At 70.3% G+C, this 15,803-nt stretch carries 17 protein-coding genes; 6 read left to right on the top strand and 11 right to left on the bottom strand.

Annotation, left to right across the window (positions count from 1 at the left end):
* Positions 1-180: 180 nt before the first annotated feature.
* On the bottom strand, positions 181-855 hold the full coding sequence (locus ALI22I_RS37565; RefSeq protein WP_033441932.1) for a Crp/Fnr family transcriptional regulator: 675 nt from the start codon (positions 853-855) through the stop codon (positions 181-183).
* 201 nt (positions 856-1,056) lie between these two features.
* The gene (locus ALI22I_RS37560; protein WP_015097743.1) at positions 1,057-1,308 is read right to left on the bottom strand and encodes a hypothetical protein; all 252 of its coding nucleotides are present in this window, start codon (positions 1,306-1,308) and stop codon (positions 1,057-1,059) included.
* Positions 1,309-1,529: 221 nt separating this feature from the next.
* Here ALI22I_RS37560 and nth point away from each other — a divergent pair, with 221 nt between their 5' ends.
* Genes nth through ALI22I_RS37540 form a run of 4 tightly spaced genes read left to right on the top strand, consistent with a single transcriptional unit; the run spans position 1,530 to position 4,760 of the window.
* Positions 1,530-2,297: an endonuclease III gene (gene nth / locus ALI22I_RS37555; RefSeq protein ID WP_077010354.1), complete on the top strand. Its 768-nt coding sequence runs from the start codon at positions 1,530-1,532 to the stop codon at positions 2,295-2,297.
* Positions 2,294-2,908: a TlpA family protein disulfide reductase gene (locus tag ALI22I_RS37550; RefSeq protein ID WP_077010353.1), complete on the top strand. Its 615-nt coding sequence runs from the start codon at positions 2,294-2,296 to the stop codon at positions 2,906-2,908. Before nth ends, ALI22I_RS37550 begins: the two co-directional genes overlap by 4 nt.
* Entirely contained in the window at positions 2,905-3,576 is a 672-nt protein-coding gene (locus ALI22I_RS37545) for an NUDIX hydrolase (protein WP_077010352.1), read from the top strand. The genes ALI22I_RS37550 and ALI22I_RS37545 overlap by 4 nt, the downstream gene beginning before the upstream one ends.
* Positions 3,573-4,760 carry a MarP family serine protease gene (locus tag ALI22I_RS37540; RefSeq protein ID WP_077010351.1) on the top strand — a complete coding sequence of 396 codons (1,188 nt, stop codon included), beginning with the start codon at positions 3,573-3,575 and terminating at the stop codon, positions 4,758-4,760. Before ALI22I_RS37545 ends, ALI22I_RS37540 begins: the two co-directional genes overlap by 4 nt.
* Before the next feature lie 39 nt (positions 4,761-4,799).
* Here the strand turns inward: ALI22I_RS37540 and ALI22I_RS37535 are convergent, their stop codons facing one another.
* The 5 genes from ALI22I_RS37535 to ALI22I_RS37515 form a co-directional block, all read right to left on the bottom strand.
* The gene (locus tag ALI22I_RS37535; protein ID WP_077010350.1) at positions 4,800-5,726 is read right to left on the bottom strand and encodes an alpha/beta fold hydrolase; all 927 of its coding nucleotides are present in this window, start codon (positions 5,724-5,726) and stop codon (positions 4,800-4,802) included.
* Positions 5,727-5,734: 8 nt separating this feature from the next.
* Positions 5,735-6,205, bottom strand: coding sequence for a phage holin family protein (locus ALI22I_RS37530; RefSeq protein ID WP_077010349.1), 471 nt, complete (start codon positions 6,203-6,205; stop codon positions 5,735-5,737).
* 69 nt (positions 6,206-6,274) lie between these two features.
* Entirely contained in the window at positions 6,275-7,471 is a 1,197-nt protein-coding gene (gene nhaA, locus ALI22I_RS37525) for a Na+/H+ antiporter NhaA (protein WP_083752300.1), read from the bottom strand.
* A gap of 130 nt (positions 7,472-7,601) precedes the next feature.
* Positions 7,602-9,578 carry an acetate--CoA ligase gene (acs, locus tag ALI22I_RS37520; RefSeq protein WP_077010347.1) on the bottom strand — a complete coding sequence of 659 codons (1,977 nt, stop codon included), beginning with the start codon at positions 9,576-9,578 and terminating at the stop codon, positions 7,602-7,604.
* A gap of 204 nt (positions 9,579-9,782) precedes the next feature.
* Entirely contained in the window at positions 9,783-10,352 is a 570-nt protein-coding gene (locus ALI22I_RS37515) for a GNAT family N-acetyltransferase (RefSeq protein WP_077010346.1), read from the bottom strand.
* 92 nt (positions 10,353-10,444) lie between these two features.
* On the opposite strand from ALI22I_RS37515, the gene ALI22I_RS37510 reads away from it, so the two are divergent.
* On the top strand, positions 10,445-11,170 hold the full coding sequence (locus ALI22I_RS37510) for an oxidoreductase (protein ID WP_077011124.1): 726 nt from the start codon (positions 10,445-10,447) through the stop codon (positions 11,168-11,170).
* A 237-nt stretch (positions 11,171-11,407) separates the two neighbouring features.
* Here ALI22I_RS37510 and kynU read toward each other — a convergent pair whose 3' ends face one another.
* The gene (gene kynU / locus ALI22I_RS37505) at positions 11,408-12,538 is read right to left on the bottom strand and encodes a kynureninase (RefSeq protein ID WP_077010345.1); all 1,131 of its coding nucleotides are present in this window, start codon (positions 12,536-12,538) and stop codon (positions 11,408-11,410) included.
* The gene (locus ALI22I_RS37500; RefSeq protein ID WP_077010344.1) at positions 12,535-13,350 is read right to left on the bottom strand and encodes a tryptophan 2,3-dioxygenase; all 816 of its coding nucleotides are present in this window, start codon (positions 13,348-13,350) and stop codon (positions 12,535-12,537) included. The genes kynU and ALI22I_RS37500 overlap by 4 nt, the downstream gene beginning before the upstream one ends.
* A gap of 106 nt (positions 13,351-13,456) precedes the next feature.
* Between ALI22I_RS37500 and ALI22I_RS37495 the strand changes: the two genes are divergently transcribed.
* Complete coding sequence (locus tag ALI22I_RS37495; protein WP_201438208.1) at positions 13,457-13,906, top strand: Lrp/AsnC family transcriptional regulator; 450 nt, start codon at positions 13,457-13,459, stop codon at positions 13,904-13,906.
* Here the strand turns inward: ALI22I_RS37495 and ALI22I_RS37490 are convergent.
* Positions 13,875-14,810: an N-acetylmuramic acid 6-phosphate etherase gene (locus ALI22I_RS37490; protein ID WP_077010343.1), complete on the bottom strand. Its 936-nt coding sequence runs from the start codon at positions 14,808-14,810 to the stop codon at positions 13,875-13,877. The genes ALI22I_RS37495 and ALI22I_RS37490 overlap by 32 nt on opposite strands.
* Entirely contained in the window at positions 14,807-15,724 is a 918-nt protein-coding gene (locus tag ALI22I_RS37485; protein WP_143532641.1) for a MurR/RpiR family transcriptional regulator, read from the bottom strand. The genes ALI22I_RS37490 and ALI22I_RS37485 overlap by 4 nt, the downstream gene beginning before the upstream one ends.
* Positions 15,725-15,803: the final 79 nt, after the last annotated feature.

The raw sequence follows: 15,803 nt of genomic DNA, 5'->3' as shown, positions 1-15,803 counted from the left end.
CCGTTTCGACCGATGTCGTAGCGGGTACCCAAGCCTCCTTCCGGTGCTTCGAGGGTCGGGGCCTGCGAGTACCGGAGGTGTGGAGAGCGCGGTCTGTCGGGGGATGGGTCGCGCAACAACAACAAGACCGGTGCGCCGCGTCGGGGGCGGCGCCCGGTCTTGTTGTCTTCGATCAACGATCTAGCGGGCGCGGCGGGCCAGTCGCTCGGGGTCGAGGATCAGCACGCTCTTGCCCTCCAGCCGGAGCCAACCGCGGTGGGCGAAGTCGGCGAGTGCTTTGTTCACCGTCTCGCGCGAGGCGCCGACGAACTGGGCGATCTCTTCCTGCGTCAGGTCGTGGGTGACCCGCAGCAGACCGGCCTCCTGGCTGCCGAAGCGCTGTGCGAGCTGCAACAACGCCTTCGCCACCCGTCCCGGCACGTCGGTGAAGATCAGGTCGGCCAGCATGGAGTTCGTCCGGCGCAGCCTGCGGGCCAAGGCCCTCAGCAACTGCTCGGCGATCTCCGGCCGGTTGGTGATCCACTGCCGCAGTGCGGGGCGGTCCATGCTGACCGCGCGCACTTCGGTCACCGTGGTCGCGGTGGACGTGCGCGGACCGGGGTCGAAGATCGACAGCTCGCCGAACATGTCCGACGGACCGAAGATCCCCAACAGGTTCTCCCGGCCGTCCGGCGACTTGCGGCCGATCTTCACCTTTCCGGACTGGATGATGTAGAGCCGGTCGCCCGGCTCGCCTTCCGCGAAGATCACGTGGCCACGCGGGAATTCAACAGACTCCAGCGTCTGCGCCAGCGCCTCCGCTGCGGCCTGTTCAACCCCCTGGAAAATGCCCGCGCGGGCCAGGGTCTCGTCCACCTCGTCCCTCCTGTCGAGACGCGGCGGCATGGTTGGGCACGTTCCGCCTTCTGGCGGATCAGCGCCTGCCGCCGATCACTGAGTGCAGTCTAAGGGCTGTGGTGTGGATCGCCTTCCGGCACGCCGCTCCACAATTGCCCGGACAGCCCGATAAGGCCCGCGGGGGGTTGACCCCGTGGGCCTCGCCGGTCCTTGCCCCGCTTAGCGGCGGGTACGCCGCTGACGCAGGTTCCTGGCACGACCGCCCAGCCTGCGCAGCCGGAAAAGTTCCAGCGCGCGGCCGATGCCGTGCCCGTAGAGCGCCCTGACCTCGTCGGGGCGCGCCGACTCCAGGAACTCCTCGACCTCGTCCTCCTGCACTGCGACGTGCCGGAGACGAGCTTCAACGCGCTCCATGAAGAGCGCGAAGAACATGATCACGATCGGAACGGCGATGACGAACCAGGCAGTCATGATGGCTCCGATCCTTGCGCATCCGGTTCGGCGCGCAGTCGAGGGGGGTCACTCCGGCGTGTCGGGTCCGGGGTCGTTCGGCGGGTTGTTCAAAGGACGTGCGCACTGGGCCGGTGGTTGCTTGCCCGACATCGCGCCCAGTCAAACGCCCTTGGGCCGGACGGACGCCGGGACGTCGCCGCGCGACCAGCACCGCGGTGGAACGCAGTAATCTGCGGAGCATGGCGAGAAGCGCGGTGAAGCAGCCGGAGACGCGGCTGGGGCTGGTTCGCCGTGCACGTCGGATGGTGCGGGTCCTCGGTGAGGGCTACCCGGACGCGCACTGCGAACTCGACTTCGAAGATCCGTTGCAGCTCCTGGTCGCCGTCGTGCTTTCCGCCCAGACCACGGATGTCCGTGTGAATCAGGTCACGCCCGCGCTGTTCCGTCGCTACCGCACGGCCGCCGACTACGCGTCCGCCGACCGCGTCGAGCTGGAGGAACTGATCCGGCCGACCGGCTTCTACCGCAACAAGGCGACGTCCCTGATGGGCTTGGGCGCCGCGCTGGTGGAACGGTTCGACGGCGCGGTGCCCGGCAACCTCAAAGACCTGGTGACGTTGCCCGGTGTGGGCCGCAAGACCGCGAACGTGGTGCTGGGCGACGCTTTCGGTGTGCCGGGGATCACCGTGGACACCCACTTCGGCCGGCTCGTCCGCCGCTGGGGCTGGACCGAGGAGGAGGACCCGGTCAAGGTCGAGCACATCGTCGGCGAACTGGTCGAGCGCAAGGAGTGGACCAAGCTCTCGCACCGCACGATCTTCCACGGCCGCCGCGTCTGCCACGCCCGCACTCCGGCGTGTGGCGCGTGCCTGCTGGCGCCGCAGTGCCCGTCCTACGGGATCGGTCAGGTGGACCCGGCCAAGGCGCAGAAGCTGGTCAAGGGCGAGGAAGCGCCGCACCTGATCGAACTGGCCGAACGGGTGCGGGCGGGGGAGAAGCTGGCGTGAGCGCCGGAGCGCGGTGGGCCGTCGTCGTCCTGGTGTTGGCGGTGGCGGGGGTGGTCGCGCTATGGCCGCGCTCACCGGACCCGGTCGAGCAGGGCCAGTCCCCTCCCCCGGTCGTCCAGACCCGGAAGGGGCCGGACCTCGGTGCCGTGCGCGGGCAGGCGGCGTTGCAGCCGTGCCCGCAGAACGCGTCGGCGGAGACGGAAGGGCCGCAGTCGCTGCGCGGCATCACGGTCATGTGCCTCGGTGACGGCCGGCCGGTGAACGTGGCGTCCGCCGTGTCCGGCCGGGCTGTGGTGAACTTCTGGGCTACCTGGTGCGTTCCCTGTCAAGAGGAGCTGAAGGTCCTGGACGCGTACGCGCGGCAGCCGGGCGCGGTGCCGGTGGTGACGGTCCTGGTGGAGAGCAAGGAGGCTGACGGTCTGGAGCTGTTGGCGAAACTCGGTGTGCACCTGCCGTCGGTCTTCGACCCCGCCGACGCGGTGCGCCGAGCCGTGCGCCCACCACCGCGGCTGCCCGTGACCTACGTCGTCGGCGCGGGTGGATCACTGACCGAAGTGACCGACCCACTGGTGTTCACGTCCGTGGACCAGCTGCGCGAGGTGGTCGGATGACTGCCCTGGTGAACCCGGACGACGTGCCGGAGTGGATGAGCGGGCTCGTCAAGGCCACCGCCGAGATCGACGCCCGCGCCTTCACCCGCATCTCGCCGCCGCCCAAGGGCACCGGACGGCCCGCCGCCGTGCTCATGCTGTTCGGCGACGGCAGGGACGGCCCCGATGTGCTGCTGCTGCGCCGTGCCGACACCCTCGGCTCGCACCCCGGCCAGGTCGCCTTCCCCGGCGGCGCGTCCGACCCGACCGACGACGGCCCGGTGGACACCGCGCTGCGCGAGGCGTTCGAGGAAACCGGTGTGCTGCGCGAGGGCGTCCGGCCCGTCGCGACGCTGCCGCAGCTGTACGTGCCGGTGTCCGGGTTCGTCGTCACGCCGGTGCTGGCGCACTGGGACGAGCCGTCCCCGGTCGCGCCGGTCGACCCGGCGGAGACCGCCGCCGTGGCGCGGGTGCCGATCTCGCACCTGGCCGATCCGGCGAACAGGTTCCGCGTGAGCCACCCGTCGGGTTACATCGGTCCGGCTTTCTCCGCACCGGGCATGCTGGTGTGGGGCTTCACCGCCGGTCTGCTCAACGGCCTGCTCGCGTTGGGCGGCTGGGAACGGCCGTGGGACACCGCGGACGTGCGCGATCTCGACCTGGCCTTGCGTGCGACGGAGGTTTCGTGAACTGGGTTGACCTGCTCGTGCTGGCGCTGGCCGCCTTCGCCGCGGTCTCGGGCGCCCGGCAGGGCATGGTCGTGGCGCTGCCCGCGTTCGTCGGCGTGCTCATCGGCCTGGGGCTCGGCACGCAACTCGCGCCGCTGGTGGTCGCCCAGTTCGACAACGTGGTGACCAAGGTCGTGTTCGCGGTCGGCGTCGTGGTGCTGCTGGTGGCGTTGGGCGAGACCCTGGGCGTTTACGTCGGCCGCACCATCAAGCCACGGGTCAACTCCAGTCCGCTGCGCGGCTTGGACAACGCGCTGGGCGCGATCGTGCAGGGCGCCGTGGTGTTCGTGGTGGCGTGGATGATCGCGCTGCCGCTGACCATGGTCGCGGGCCTGCCGTCGCTGGCCAAGGCGCTCAACCAGTCGACGATCCTGTCCACGGTGAACGCCACCATGCCGCAGGCGGCGCGGACGTTGTCCGCCGATCTGCAGAACCTGTTCGACGTGTCCGGTTTCCCGGCCGCGATGGACCCGTTCAACCAGACGCCGTTGCGGGAGGTCGGTCCGCCGGACCCGGCGTTGAGCGCGAACCCGATCGTGCGCAGGCTGCAACCCAGTGTGCTGAAGGTGCGCGGGCGCGCGCCGTCCTGCTCTCGTGCTCTTGAGGGGACGGGATTCGTCATCTCGCCGGAGCGGGTCATGACGAACGCCCACGTCGTCGCCGGCACCACCGATGTGACGGTCGAGGTCGGGCCCGGCGAGTTCGACGCGACGGTCGTGCACTACGACGCGCAGACCGACATCGCGATCCTGGCCGTGCCGGACCTGGAGGCGACGCCGCTGCCGTTCCGCACCGACGAGATCGCGCCGGGCGAGGACGGGATCGTGCTCGGCTACCCGTTGGACGGCCCGTACAAGGCGTCCGAGGCGCGGATACGAGAGCGGATCAAGATGCTGCGCGGACCGGACATCTACGACGCGCAGACCGTGACGCGGGACGTGTACACGGTGCGGGCTCAGGTGCGCAGCGGTAACTCCGGCGGCCCGCTGGTGGACCCGCAGGGCCGGGTGATGGGCGTGGTGTTCGGCGCGGCCGTGGACGACCCGGAGACCGGTTTCGTGCTGACCGCGCAGGAAGTCGCGGAGGAAGTGGCGAAGGCGCCGACCATGGTGCGGCGGGCGTCCACCCAGACCTGCGCGTCGTGAGCCGGACCTGCGCGTCGTGAGCCGGACCTCGGCGGGGGCCTAGACCTTGGCGAGGAAGTCGGTGATGAGCCGGCTCGTCGTGTGCGGCGTCTCCTGGTGCGGGAAGTGCCCCACCTCGGGCAGCACCCGGTACGCCGAGCGCGCGCCCGTCCACATGCCCGAATCGGCCGCCGTCGACTCCAGCATCACCGGGTCGAGCGCGCCGTGGATCTGGAGCACCGGCACCTCCAGCCGGCGGTCGACGGCCTCGGTGAAACGGCGGCCGTCGCTGCGCAGCTGGGAACGCACGGCCCAGCGGTGGTACTCCATCGAGCTGTGCGCGACACCGGGCACCAGGAACGCCTCCCGGTTGCGCCGCACCACCTCGTCGAACTCGGGTGAGACCGTCCACTTCGGACCGCTCCACGCCCGCAGCATGCCGGCCACCGCCACACCGCGGTCCTTGGTCAGCCACCGTTCCGGGCGCATCGGGACCTGGAACCGGAACAGGTGCGCGCTGGCCCGGCCCTGACCGCGCGGGTTGCGCCGGATCGCACGGCGCAGCGCGAGGGGGTGCGGCGCGGCGAGTGCCGTCACCGAGTAGACCAGGCGGGGGTGCATGGCGCCGACCGTCCACGCGAGCATGCCGCCCCAGGCGTGGCCGACGAGGTGCGCGCGCGGTTCGCCGAGCGCCTTGACCAGGCCCGCGACATCGCCGGCCAGGGTGAACCCGTCGTACCCGCGCGGCGGTTTGTCCGAATCGCCGTAACCGCGCAGGTCCACGGCCACCGCCCGGTAGCCCGCCTCGGCGATCGCGACGAGCTGGTGCCGCCACGACCACCAGAACTCCGGGAACCCGTGCAGCAGCAGCACGAGCGGCCCTTCGCCCAGTTCGGCGACGTGCAGCCGGATGCCGTTCGCGGACACGTCGCGGTGCGCCCACGGGCCGGGCACCCGCGCGGTCGACGGGTCCGGTGGCAGCCGCACGGCGCGGCTCAGCGGTCTTCGCCGCGGCCGCGGAGGGCCGCGACGGTGTCCCTGGCCGAGTCGATGGTCCGCTGCGGCGCGCGCAGCTTCTTCATCTTGCGGTAGCCGAGGAGCACGAACACGCCGGCGGTAACCAGCATCAGCCCGAACACGATGGCGAACGCCGCCGCGCGCGGCAGCCACAGGTCGAGCAGTTCCGCGACGAAGAAGAAGAGGAAGAACGAGCTGAACAGCGCCACCGTCAACGCGACGATGAAGTAGACGCTGCCTTTCACACCCTTCTTGATCTCGCCCGCGACCTCGGACTTGGCGAGCTCGACCTCCGCCCTGACCAACGTGGACAGGTGCGACGTCGCGTCGCGCACCAGGCCGCCGATGGACGTTTCCTCCGCGATCTTCGCCGCGCTCTCCGCGGTCAACGGGATCGACGGAACAGGTGGCAGTCCGCTGCCGTTGGTGTTCTCCCGAGCGCTGGTCACCGGGTCATCGTGCCATGCACGCTTCACCGAGGCCGTTCGACTGGCTGATCCCCACCGATCTACGTGTCTCTACGCGTCATCGTCGGCGCGTTGGTGCACCCGACTGCGCCGGACCAGCAGAACCGCGGCCAGCAACGAGGCCGCCAGCGACGCGATGAGCACGGCCGCCTTGGCCTGTTCGGCGGCCGCGCCGTCCAGCGCCAGATCGGAGATCAGCAGGCTCACCGTGAACCCGACACCGCCGAGCATGGCGACCGCGACGATGTCACGCCACCCGGCCCCGCTGGGCCACACCGCGGCCTTGAACAGCACCGCCAACGCGGACGCGCCCACGATGCCGACCAGCTTGCCCACCACCAGACCGAGCATCACGCCCAACGCCAACGGGTCGGAGAACAGCGCGCCCAACGCCTCGCCGTTCACCGGCACACCGGCCGCGAACAGCGCGAACACCGGCACCGCCACCGCCGCCGACCACGGCTGCAACCGGTGCTCCAGCCGCAACGCCGGCGCCTCGTGCTCGTAGCGGTCCTTGCGCACGCGGGTCAGCAGGGCCAGCGCGACGCCCGCGATGGTGGCGTGGACGCCCGCCTCGTGCACGGCGACCCACGTGCCGATCGCGAGCGGCACGTACACCCAGGACGCCGTCACCCGCTTGTGCTGGAGGAACGCGTACAGCGCCAGCAACGCCGCCGCGACCGCCGCCGCCACCAGGTTGAACGACGCGGTGAACAGCACCGCGATCAGCAGGATCGCGCCCAGGTCGTCCACCACGGCCAGGCTGAGCAGGAACAACCGCAGGCTGCTCGGCAAGCCCGAAGCGGTGATCGCCAGCACGCCCAGCGCGAACGCGATGTCCGTGGCCACCGGGATCGCCCACGCCCGCTCGATGCCCGGCTCACCCCAGCCGATGCCGAGCGCGACCACCGCGGGCACGACCATGCCGCCGACTGCGGCCACCACCGGCAGGAGTGCCGCCTTGACGTTGTTCAGCTCGCCGATCACCAGTTCGCGCTTGAGCTCCAGCCCGGCGACGAAGAAGAAGATCGCGAGCAGCCCGTCCTTGGCCCAGTCGCCGACGCTCAGGCTCAGGTGCAGCGACTCCGGGCCGAGGTGGAAGTCCCGCAAGGCCGTGTACGCGCCGGACACGGGCGAGTTCGCCCAGATCAGGGCCACGGCGGTGGCGGCCAGCAGGATCATCCCGCCGACCGTCTCGGTGCGCAGGTAGCGAGCGAACTCGGTGGCGGCGTTGCGGGTGCGGTTCAAGATCGACTCCGGTGGGTCGGCTACGGATCATCCTCGTGCCGACCAGGCTTCCCGGCTCACCGGTACCGACCCTAACCCACGCGGGCGCCTCCCGACGAATGGTCGGGAGGCGCCCTGACGTGCTCCGTCCTCAGTCCTCGGACGCGCCCGACTTCAGGCCGCTGGAGATGAGCTCCATCACCGACGAGTCCGCGAGCGTGGTCACGTCGCCGACCTGACGGTTCTCCGCCACGTCGCGCAGCAGCCGGCGCATGATCTTGCCCGACCGGGTCTTCGGCAGCTCCGGCACGACCATGATCTGCCGCGGCTTCGCGATCGGGCCGATCTCCTTGGCCACGTGGTCGCGCAGCGCCTTGATCGCCTCCGCGCCGTCCGAGCCCTCGGCCACGCCGCCGCGCAGGATCACGAACGCCACGATGCCCTGGCCGGTGGTGGGGTCGGTCGCGCCGACCACCGCCGCCTCGGCCACCGTCGGGTGCGAGACCAGCGCGGACTCGACCTCGGTGGTGGAGATCCGGTGCCCGGACACGTTCATCACGTCGTCCACCCGGCCCAGCAGCCAGATGTCACCGTCCGCGTCGTACTTCGCGCCGTCACCGGCGAAGTAGAAGCCCTGGTCGGCGAACCGCGACCAGTACGTGTCGCGGTAGCGCTCCTCGTCGCCCCAGATGCCGCGCAGCATCCCCGGCCACGGCTGGTCGAGCACCAGGTAGCCGCCGCCGCCCTTGGGGACCTCGTTGCCCTGGTCGTCCACGACCTTCGCGCCGATGCCGGGCAGCGGGCGCTGCGCCGAACCGGGCTTGGTGGACGTCGCGCCGGGCAGCGGCGAGATCATGATCGCGCCGGTCTCGGTCTGCCACCAGGTGTCCACCACGGGCGTCTTGCCCGCGCCGATGGTCTCCCGGTACCAGATCCAGGCCTCCGGGTTGATCGGCTCGCCGACGCTGCCCAGCACGCGCAGCGACGACAGGTCGTACTTGGCCGGGATGTCCGCGCCCCACTTCATGAACGTGCGGATCAGCGTCGGCGCGGTGTAGTAGATCGAGACGCCGTACTTCTGCACGATCTCCCAGTGCCTGCCCTCGTGCGGGGTGTTGGGCGTGCCCTCGTAGACGACCTGGGTGACGCGGTTGGACAGCGGGCCGTACACGATGTAGCTGTGCCCGGTGACCCAGCCGATGTCGGCGGTGCACCAGTAGACGTCGGTGTCCGGCTTGAGGTCGAACACGTTGTAGTGCGTGTACGACGCCTGGGTCAGGTAGCCGCCCGAGGTGTGCAGGATGCCCTTGGGGTTACCCGTCGTGCCGGACGTGTAGAGGATGAACAGCGGGTGCTCGGAGTCGAACGCCTCCGGCGTGTGCTGGTCGGCCTGCCGGTCCACCAGGTCGTGCCACCACAGGTCGCGGCCCTCGGTCCAGTCCACGTCGGAGTTCGTCCGCTTGACCACCAGCACGTGCTCGACGCTCTTGGCGGTGGCCACGGCCTCGTCCACGGCGGGCTTGAGCGCCGCCGGGTTGCCGCGCCGGTACTGGCCGTCGGTGGTGATCACCAGCTTGGCCTGCGAGTCTTCGATGCGGGTGCGCAGCGCCTCGGCGGAGAAGCCGCCGAACACCACGCTGTGCATCGCGCCCACGCGCGCGCACGCGAGCATGGAGAAGATGGCCTCGGGGACCATCGGCATGTAGATGGCGACGCGGTCCTCCGCGCCGACACCCAGTTCGATCAGGGCGTTGGCGGCCTTGGAGACCTCGCGCTGGAGCTCGGCGTAGGTGATGGCGCGGCTGTCGCCGGGCTCGCCCTCCCAGTGGATCGCGACCTGGTCGCCGTGGCCGGACTCGACGTGCCGGTCGACGCAGTTGTAGGCGACGTTGAGCTTGCCGCCGATGAACCACTTGGCGAACGGGGCCTGCGACCAGTCGAGGACCCGGTCCCACTTGGTGTCCCAGGACAGCCGCTCGGCCTGCTTCGCCCAGAACGCCTCGCGGTCGGCACTCGCCTCCTCGTACAGTGCGGCGGTGGCGTTGGCCTGCGCGGCGAATTCCTCGCTGGGCGGGAACGTCCTGTGCTCCGTCGACAGGTTGTCCAGGGCAGCTTGCGGCTCTGTCATGGCGGGCGGACCTCCTGAATCCGTGGGGGTGCGCACTGAACCGTAGTGCGATTCAGCTCACTGCGCACTCAAAAGGTTCAGACCAATTTTGGCCGAGTTCGAAACGCGTGGGTAACTGTGTAACCCCGCCCGTGCCGCTTGACCACTGCGATTCCGCCGAACGACACCTAGGTTGCGACCAGCGGCATCGCGTGGTGACTCATGTCACGTCGTGAGCCTGGCCTTCAAGGCCGGCCACTCAGCTGCCGTCATCGAGTACACCACCGTGTCGCGCAGGGTGCCGTCCGGGCGGACGCGGTGCACCCGCAGGACGCCCTCGCGGGTCGCGCCGAGGCGTTCGATGGCTTTCTGGGACCGCTCGTTGCGCAGGTCGGTGTGCCAGCCGACGCGGTGGGCTCCGAGGTCTTCGAACGCGCGTCGCAGGAGGAGGAACTTGGCGTTGGTGTTCAGGGCGGTGCGCTGCCAGCGCGTGCCGATCCACGTGTGGCCGATGTAGAGGCCGCGGTGCTTCGGGTCGATCTCGTAGTACGACGTGGTGCCGGCGACCTCGTTCGTCCGCGGGTCGATCTGGGCCCAGACCACGCTGGTCGGGTCGGTCAGGCGCCGCTCGATGTACGCGCGGGTGTCCTCGACGGTGGTCGGTTGGCGGGCGCTGAGCCAGGTCCAGACGTCCGGGTCCTTGCCCGCCTCGTGCAGGCCCTCGGCGTGGTCCGGGGTCAGGGGTTCGAGGCGGACGTGGTCGCCGATGAGCGCGGGGCGGTCGTACCAGTTCATGTCCCGGAGGCTAGTTGTCTCAGTGGCTATCTCGAATAGCCATTTCCAGCTTGTTCTTAAGGGCCACTTACTGACGGGTAGTGTGCTCCGGCGTGACCGATCCGCTTGCCCCGTTGCTGGACCTGCCCGGTGTGGCCGACGCCGTCGCCGCGGCGCGTGACGCCGTGTTCCAGGTGCACCGGCACCGGGTGAACCTGCGCGGCTGGGCGACCACCGCGGCCGAGGCGTCCGTGCGCGCCGCCCGTGCGTCGGCGGCCTTGGACGGTGGGCCGACCGCCATCCCGTCCGACGGCTCGGTGTCCGATCCGGTGCTGGCGGGCGCGCTGCGGGTGGCCGAGGCGCTGGGCGTGGTGCTGCCGACGTGGCAGCGGGCGCCGTTGCAGGCGTTGGCCCGGTTGCACGTGCTGGCGGGCGCCGACCTGGGCGGCGAACTGGGCCGTCCACGCCTGACCCCCGGCGTCTCCGAGCGCCTGGACCTGCTGGCCCACCTGATCACCGGCGGCACCTCCGCCCCCGGCCCCCTCCAGGTAGCCGTGGTCCACGGCGAGCTGATGTCGCTGGCACCCTTCGACACCGCCAACGGCGTAGTAGCCCGCGCCGCCTCCCGCCTGGCCTCCATCGCCACCGGCCTGGACCCGAAGTCCTTGGGCGTCCCCGAGGTGATGTGCCTGCGGCGGCAGAACGACTACGCCGCCGCCCTGCACGGCTTCTCCACCGGTGACCCCGAAGGCATCACCCGCTGGATCCTCTTCTGGTGCGAGGCCCTCGAAGCCGGCGCCCGCGAAGCCCGCAGCATCGCCGACGCCGCCACCCCCTAACCCCCGCGTGTCCAACGTTCAGAACGCGCGTGTCGTACCTCCAGAACGCGCGTGTCCAACGTTCGCGTCGCGCGTGTCCTACGTTCAGAACACCCGAGTTGAACGTTCAGAACGACGGCCGATGAACCTGAGTGTTCAACTCGGGGTACCGGAACGTTGGACACGCGCGTTCCCAACGTTGGACACGCGCGTTCGGAGCGTTGGACACGCGCGTTCTGGGTGTTGGACACGCGGGGGTTAGAGGAGTTCTTTCAGGGTGGTGGCGGCGCGGGTGGCGTCGTCGAAGGTGTTGTAGAGGGGGGCGAAGCCGAAGCGGAGGACGTCGGGTGGGCGGTGGTCGCCGATGACCTGGCGTTCGATCAGCTGGTCGATGAGGCGCTCGGCTTCGGGGTGGCGGAGGGAGATCTGGTGGCCGCGCCACTCGTCGGCGGGGGTGATCACTTCGATGCCGGGTAGGTCCTCGACCAGGGTGCGGAAGTGGGACGTCAGGGCCAAGCCCTTCGCCCGCACGTCGTTGAGGTCTACGTGGTCCCAGACGTCGAGGGCGGCGTCCAGCGCGAGCATCGAGATGATGTCCGGTGTGCCGACGCGGGCGCGGGAGACGCCGGGGTCCGGTGTGTACTCCGGCGACATGGCGAACGGCACTTCGTGGCCGGTCCACCCGGTCAGCGGCTGCTCGAACGTCGATTGACCGTTCCTGGGCACGTAGATGAACGCGGGCGAGCCGGGGCCGCCGTTGAGGAACTTGTAGGTGCAGCCCACGGCCAGGTCCACGTTCAAGGCGTCCAGCTCGATCGGCAGCACGCCCGCGCTGTGGCACAGGTCCCAGACGACCTTCGCGCCCACCGCGTGCACCTGCTCGGTCAGCCGGGCCATGTCGAGCAGCCGACCCGTGCGGTAGTCCACGTGGTTCAGCAGCACGACCGCCGTCGTGTCACGCAGGTCCAGCTCCTCCGGCGGAGCCGGGCGCAGAGCCAGGCCGGTCAGCTCCGCGACCGACCGCGCGATGTACCCGTCGGTCGGGAACGTGCCGGCGTCCACGACGATCTCCATGCGGTCGGTGTTGCGCACCGCCGCCATCAGCGCCTTGAACAGGTTCACGCTGGTCGAGTCCGCGACCACGACCTGCCCCGGCTTGGCGCCGATGAGCCGCCCGATCCGGTTGCCGACCCGTTCCGGCGCCTCCCACCAGCCCTCCGACCAGCTCCGGATGAGCCGTCGGCCCCACTGGTTGCGCACCACGTCCTGCACCCGCTCGGCGACGGCCTTCGGCGGCGCACCCAGCGAGTTGCCGTCCAGGTACACCACGTCGTCGTCGAGGTCGAACAGGTCGCGGACGTGCGCCAACGGGTCGGTCATATGCGTCATACGTGACTCCTGGCCGTCCACAGTTCGGGGAAGACAGAGCGTTGCGTGCGCTTCTCCAGCCACGCAACCCCCGCAGAGCCACCGGTTCCGGTTTTCGCGCCCATCGAACGGCGGGTGGCGAGCAGGTGGTCGTAGCGCCAGCGGGCGAACTCCTCGGCGATATCGGTCAGCGCCTCGCCGAGTTCGAGCAGGTCACGGGACCCGTCGCGGTAGATGTCCGCCCACACGGCCTCCACCTCGGTGTTCGGCTGATAGGGCTGGCTGACGTCGCGCTCCAACACCTCGGCCGGGATCGCCAGGCCCTGGCGGTGCAGGGCGGCGAGCACGTCGTCGTACAGGCTGGGCTCGTGCAGCAACGCCTCCAAAGCGTCGTGCTGCTGCGGCACGGCCCGGTGCGGTACGAGCATCGACCGGGACTTCTCCCCGAGCAGGAACTCCACCTCGCGGTACCGGCCGGACTGGAAGCCGGAGCCCTCGCCGAGGGCGTCGCGGAAGGAGTTGAACTCGGCCGGCGTCATCCGGGCGATCGGCCGCCACGCCGCGTTGAGGGCCTGCATGTGCAGGTCGCTGCGGCGCAGGGTGCGCACGGCGCCGCGCAGGTCGTCGGCGCGCAGTTCCTTCTTGGCGTGCCGCCACTCGAAGCACAGCAGCCCGAAGTACAGCTCCATGACCTGCGTGATCACCAGGAACGACATCTCACGCGGGTCTTCGGACCACTGCTGTTGCAGCGAGTGCAGCACGGAAGCGTGCACGTAGTCCTCGTAGGGCGTCGTGCCGCCGAAATCCAGCTTGGGTGCGACGGGGCAAGTCATGTCTTCATCATGACCGGGTGTTCGGGTGATCTGAATGGCCGATGAATGGTGTTCAGCCGGGAAGTTCTCACGATCGGCAAGCATTTCGGGCGGTAGCTTTGTGGTCGTGAGCATCGAGCTGGACGGCGTGGATTGGGCCCTGCTGGAGGCTCTTCAGGAGGACGCGCGGCTGTCGTACAACGAGCTGGCACGGCGCGTGCACGTGTCGCCGCCGACGGTGGCGCAGCGCGTGCGGCGGCTGGAGAACGCGGGCGTCATCACCGGCTACCGCGCGACCGTGGACCCCACGGCGGTGGGGCGGTCGGTGGTCGCCCTCGTGCGGATGAAGTGCTACGGGCCGCGGTGCATCACGGTGCACCCGGAACTGCTGGACGACTGCCCCGAAGTGGTCGAGGTGGTGCGGCTGACCGGCGACATCTGCTCGGTGGTGAAGGTGGTGACCACGTCGATCAGCGAGTTGGAGCGGTTGCTCGTGCGGCTGGGCGGCTACGGCGAGACGTCCAGCGCGATGGTGCTGTCGACGCCTATCCCGTGGCGCCCCGTGCTAGCCGGCTGAGCGCCAGCCGGACGTGCCCCTCGGTGCGTTCCAACGCCTCCGCGGCGCGCGCCGTGGGCACGTCGGCCAGCAGGTGCACCAGGGCCACCTTCATGTCGCCGCCCGCGTCGGCCAACGCGGTCGTGCACTCCTGCTCGCCCAGCCCCGTCGCCTCACGCAGGATGCGCACGGTGCGGCCGCGCAGCTTGGCGTTGGTGGCGCGCATCGACACCATCAGGTTCGAGTACGTGCGGCCGAGCCGGACCATCACGGCGGTGGAGAACGACGTCAGCACCAGCTTCTGCGAGGTGCCCGCCTTCATCCGGGTGGAACCCGCGATCGCCTCCGGGCCGGTGTCGACCGCGATCAGCACGTCCACCTCGACCGGTGTCGGCGCGGTCGGGTTGTTGGACACCAGGACCGTGTGGGCGCCCATCGTGCGGGCCTCTTCCAGCGCGGCCACCACGAACGGCGTGCGGCCGGACGCCGTGACGCCCAGCACCAGGTCGCCCGCCGCGGCGTGCCGGCGGATCTCGGCGGCGCCGTCGGCCCCCTGGTCCTCCACGTCCTCCACCGCGTTGACCAGGGCATCTCGGCCGCCCGCGTGGTGAGCGACGAACCAGTCCGGCGGCGCGTTGAACGTCGGCACCAACTCGGCGGCGTCCAGCGTGGCCAGCCGGCCGGACGTGCCCGCGCCGACGTAGTGCACCCGGCCGCCCGCGCGCAGCGCGCCGACGGCGAGGTCCGCGGCGCGGGCCAGTTCGGGCAGCACGGCGGCGACGGCGTCGGGGACGAGGTGGTCCTCGGCGTTGATCAGGCGGAGCACGTCCAGCGTGGAGAGCCGGTCGATGTCCTCGGTCCGCGGGTTCCTGGCCTCGGTGGGGGATTCCACGCGGACCGAGACATCGTGCCGGGGCGGCGTCATTTAGCGGACTCCCGGCGACGCCTGCCGTCCGGTCTCGCCCCGAGGCGGTGCCCCGACACCGCGTCGTACGTCGCTTCGAGAGCCGTCTTGGCGCTGTCCACGTGCCGCTGCGCGACGCCGATGAACAGGCAGTCGATCACGGTGAGCTGGGCGATCCGGCTGGCCATCGCGCCCGAGCGGAACGTGGTCTCGCGTGCCGCCGTGGTCAGCACGTGGTCGGCGACCTCGGTGATCGGCGAGCGCGGGAAGTTGGTGAGCGCCACCGTGGTCGCGCCGTGCTCCTTGGCCACCCGCAGCGCCTCGACGGTCTCCGAGGTGGAGCCGGTGTGCGATATCCCGACCGCGACGTCGGCCTCGGTGAGCACGGCGGCGGACGTGAGCGCGATGTGGGTGTCGTTCCAGGCGAAGCAGATTCGCCCGATCCGGTGAAGCTTCTGCTGGAGGTCGAACGCGACGAACGCGCTGGCCCCGAACCCGTAGACGTCCACCCGGCCCGCGCCGGCGACCGCCTCGACCACCGCTTCGAGGGTTTCCACGTTCAGCTGCTCGGCGGTCTCCTCGACCGCTCGCGCGTCCGCGAACGCCACCTTGCCCACCACCTGGCGCAGGTCGTCACGGGGGCCGATGTCACCGCCCAGGTCGCGGTCCGTGCGCATGGACGTGCGCGCGGTGTCGGCAGCCAGCGCTATCCGCAGCTCCGGGTAGCCCCCGACGCCGATGGCCTTGCAGAACCGGGTCACCGTGGTCTCGCTGGTGCCCGCGGCCTCGGCGACCTCGGTGATGCTGCGGTGTGCGACAGTCGCCGGGTTGTCCAGCACGACCTTGGCGACCCGTTGTTCGGCGCGGGCCAGGCCCGGCAGAAGTGAACGGATCTTGACCAGGGGGCTGGAGTCGGCGGTACTTTCGGTGGACACGTGGGAAACTTACTAACCGCTCAACGTACGGTCAACGCAGAGTCGGAGTAACTCACCCCAAATGTGACTCAAACTGACC

Origin of the sequence: Saccharothrix sp. ALI-22-I, from assembly GCF_001984175.1 — a bacterium.
Taxonomy (GTDB): domain Bacteria; phylum Actinomycetota; class Actinomycetes; order Mycobacteriales; family Pseudonocardiaceae; genus Actinosynnema.
The sequence above is the reverse complement of the archived record's forward strand: the minus strand, read 5'-3'. Positions and strand labels throughout refer to the sequence as shown.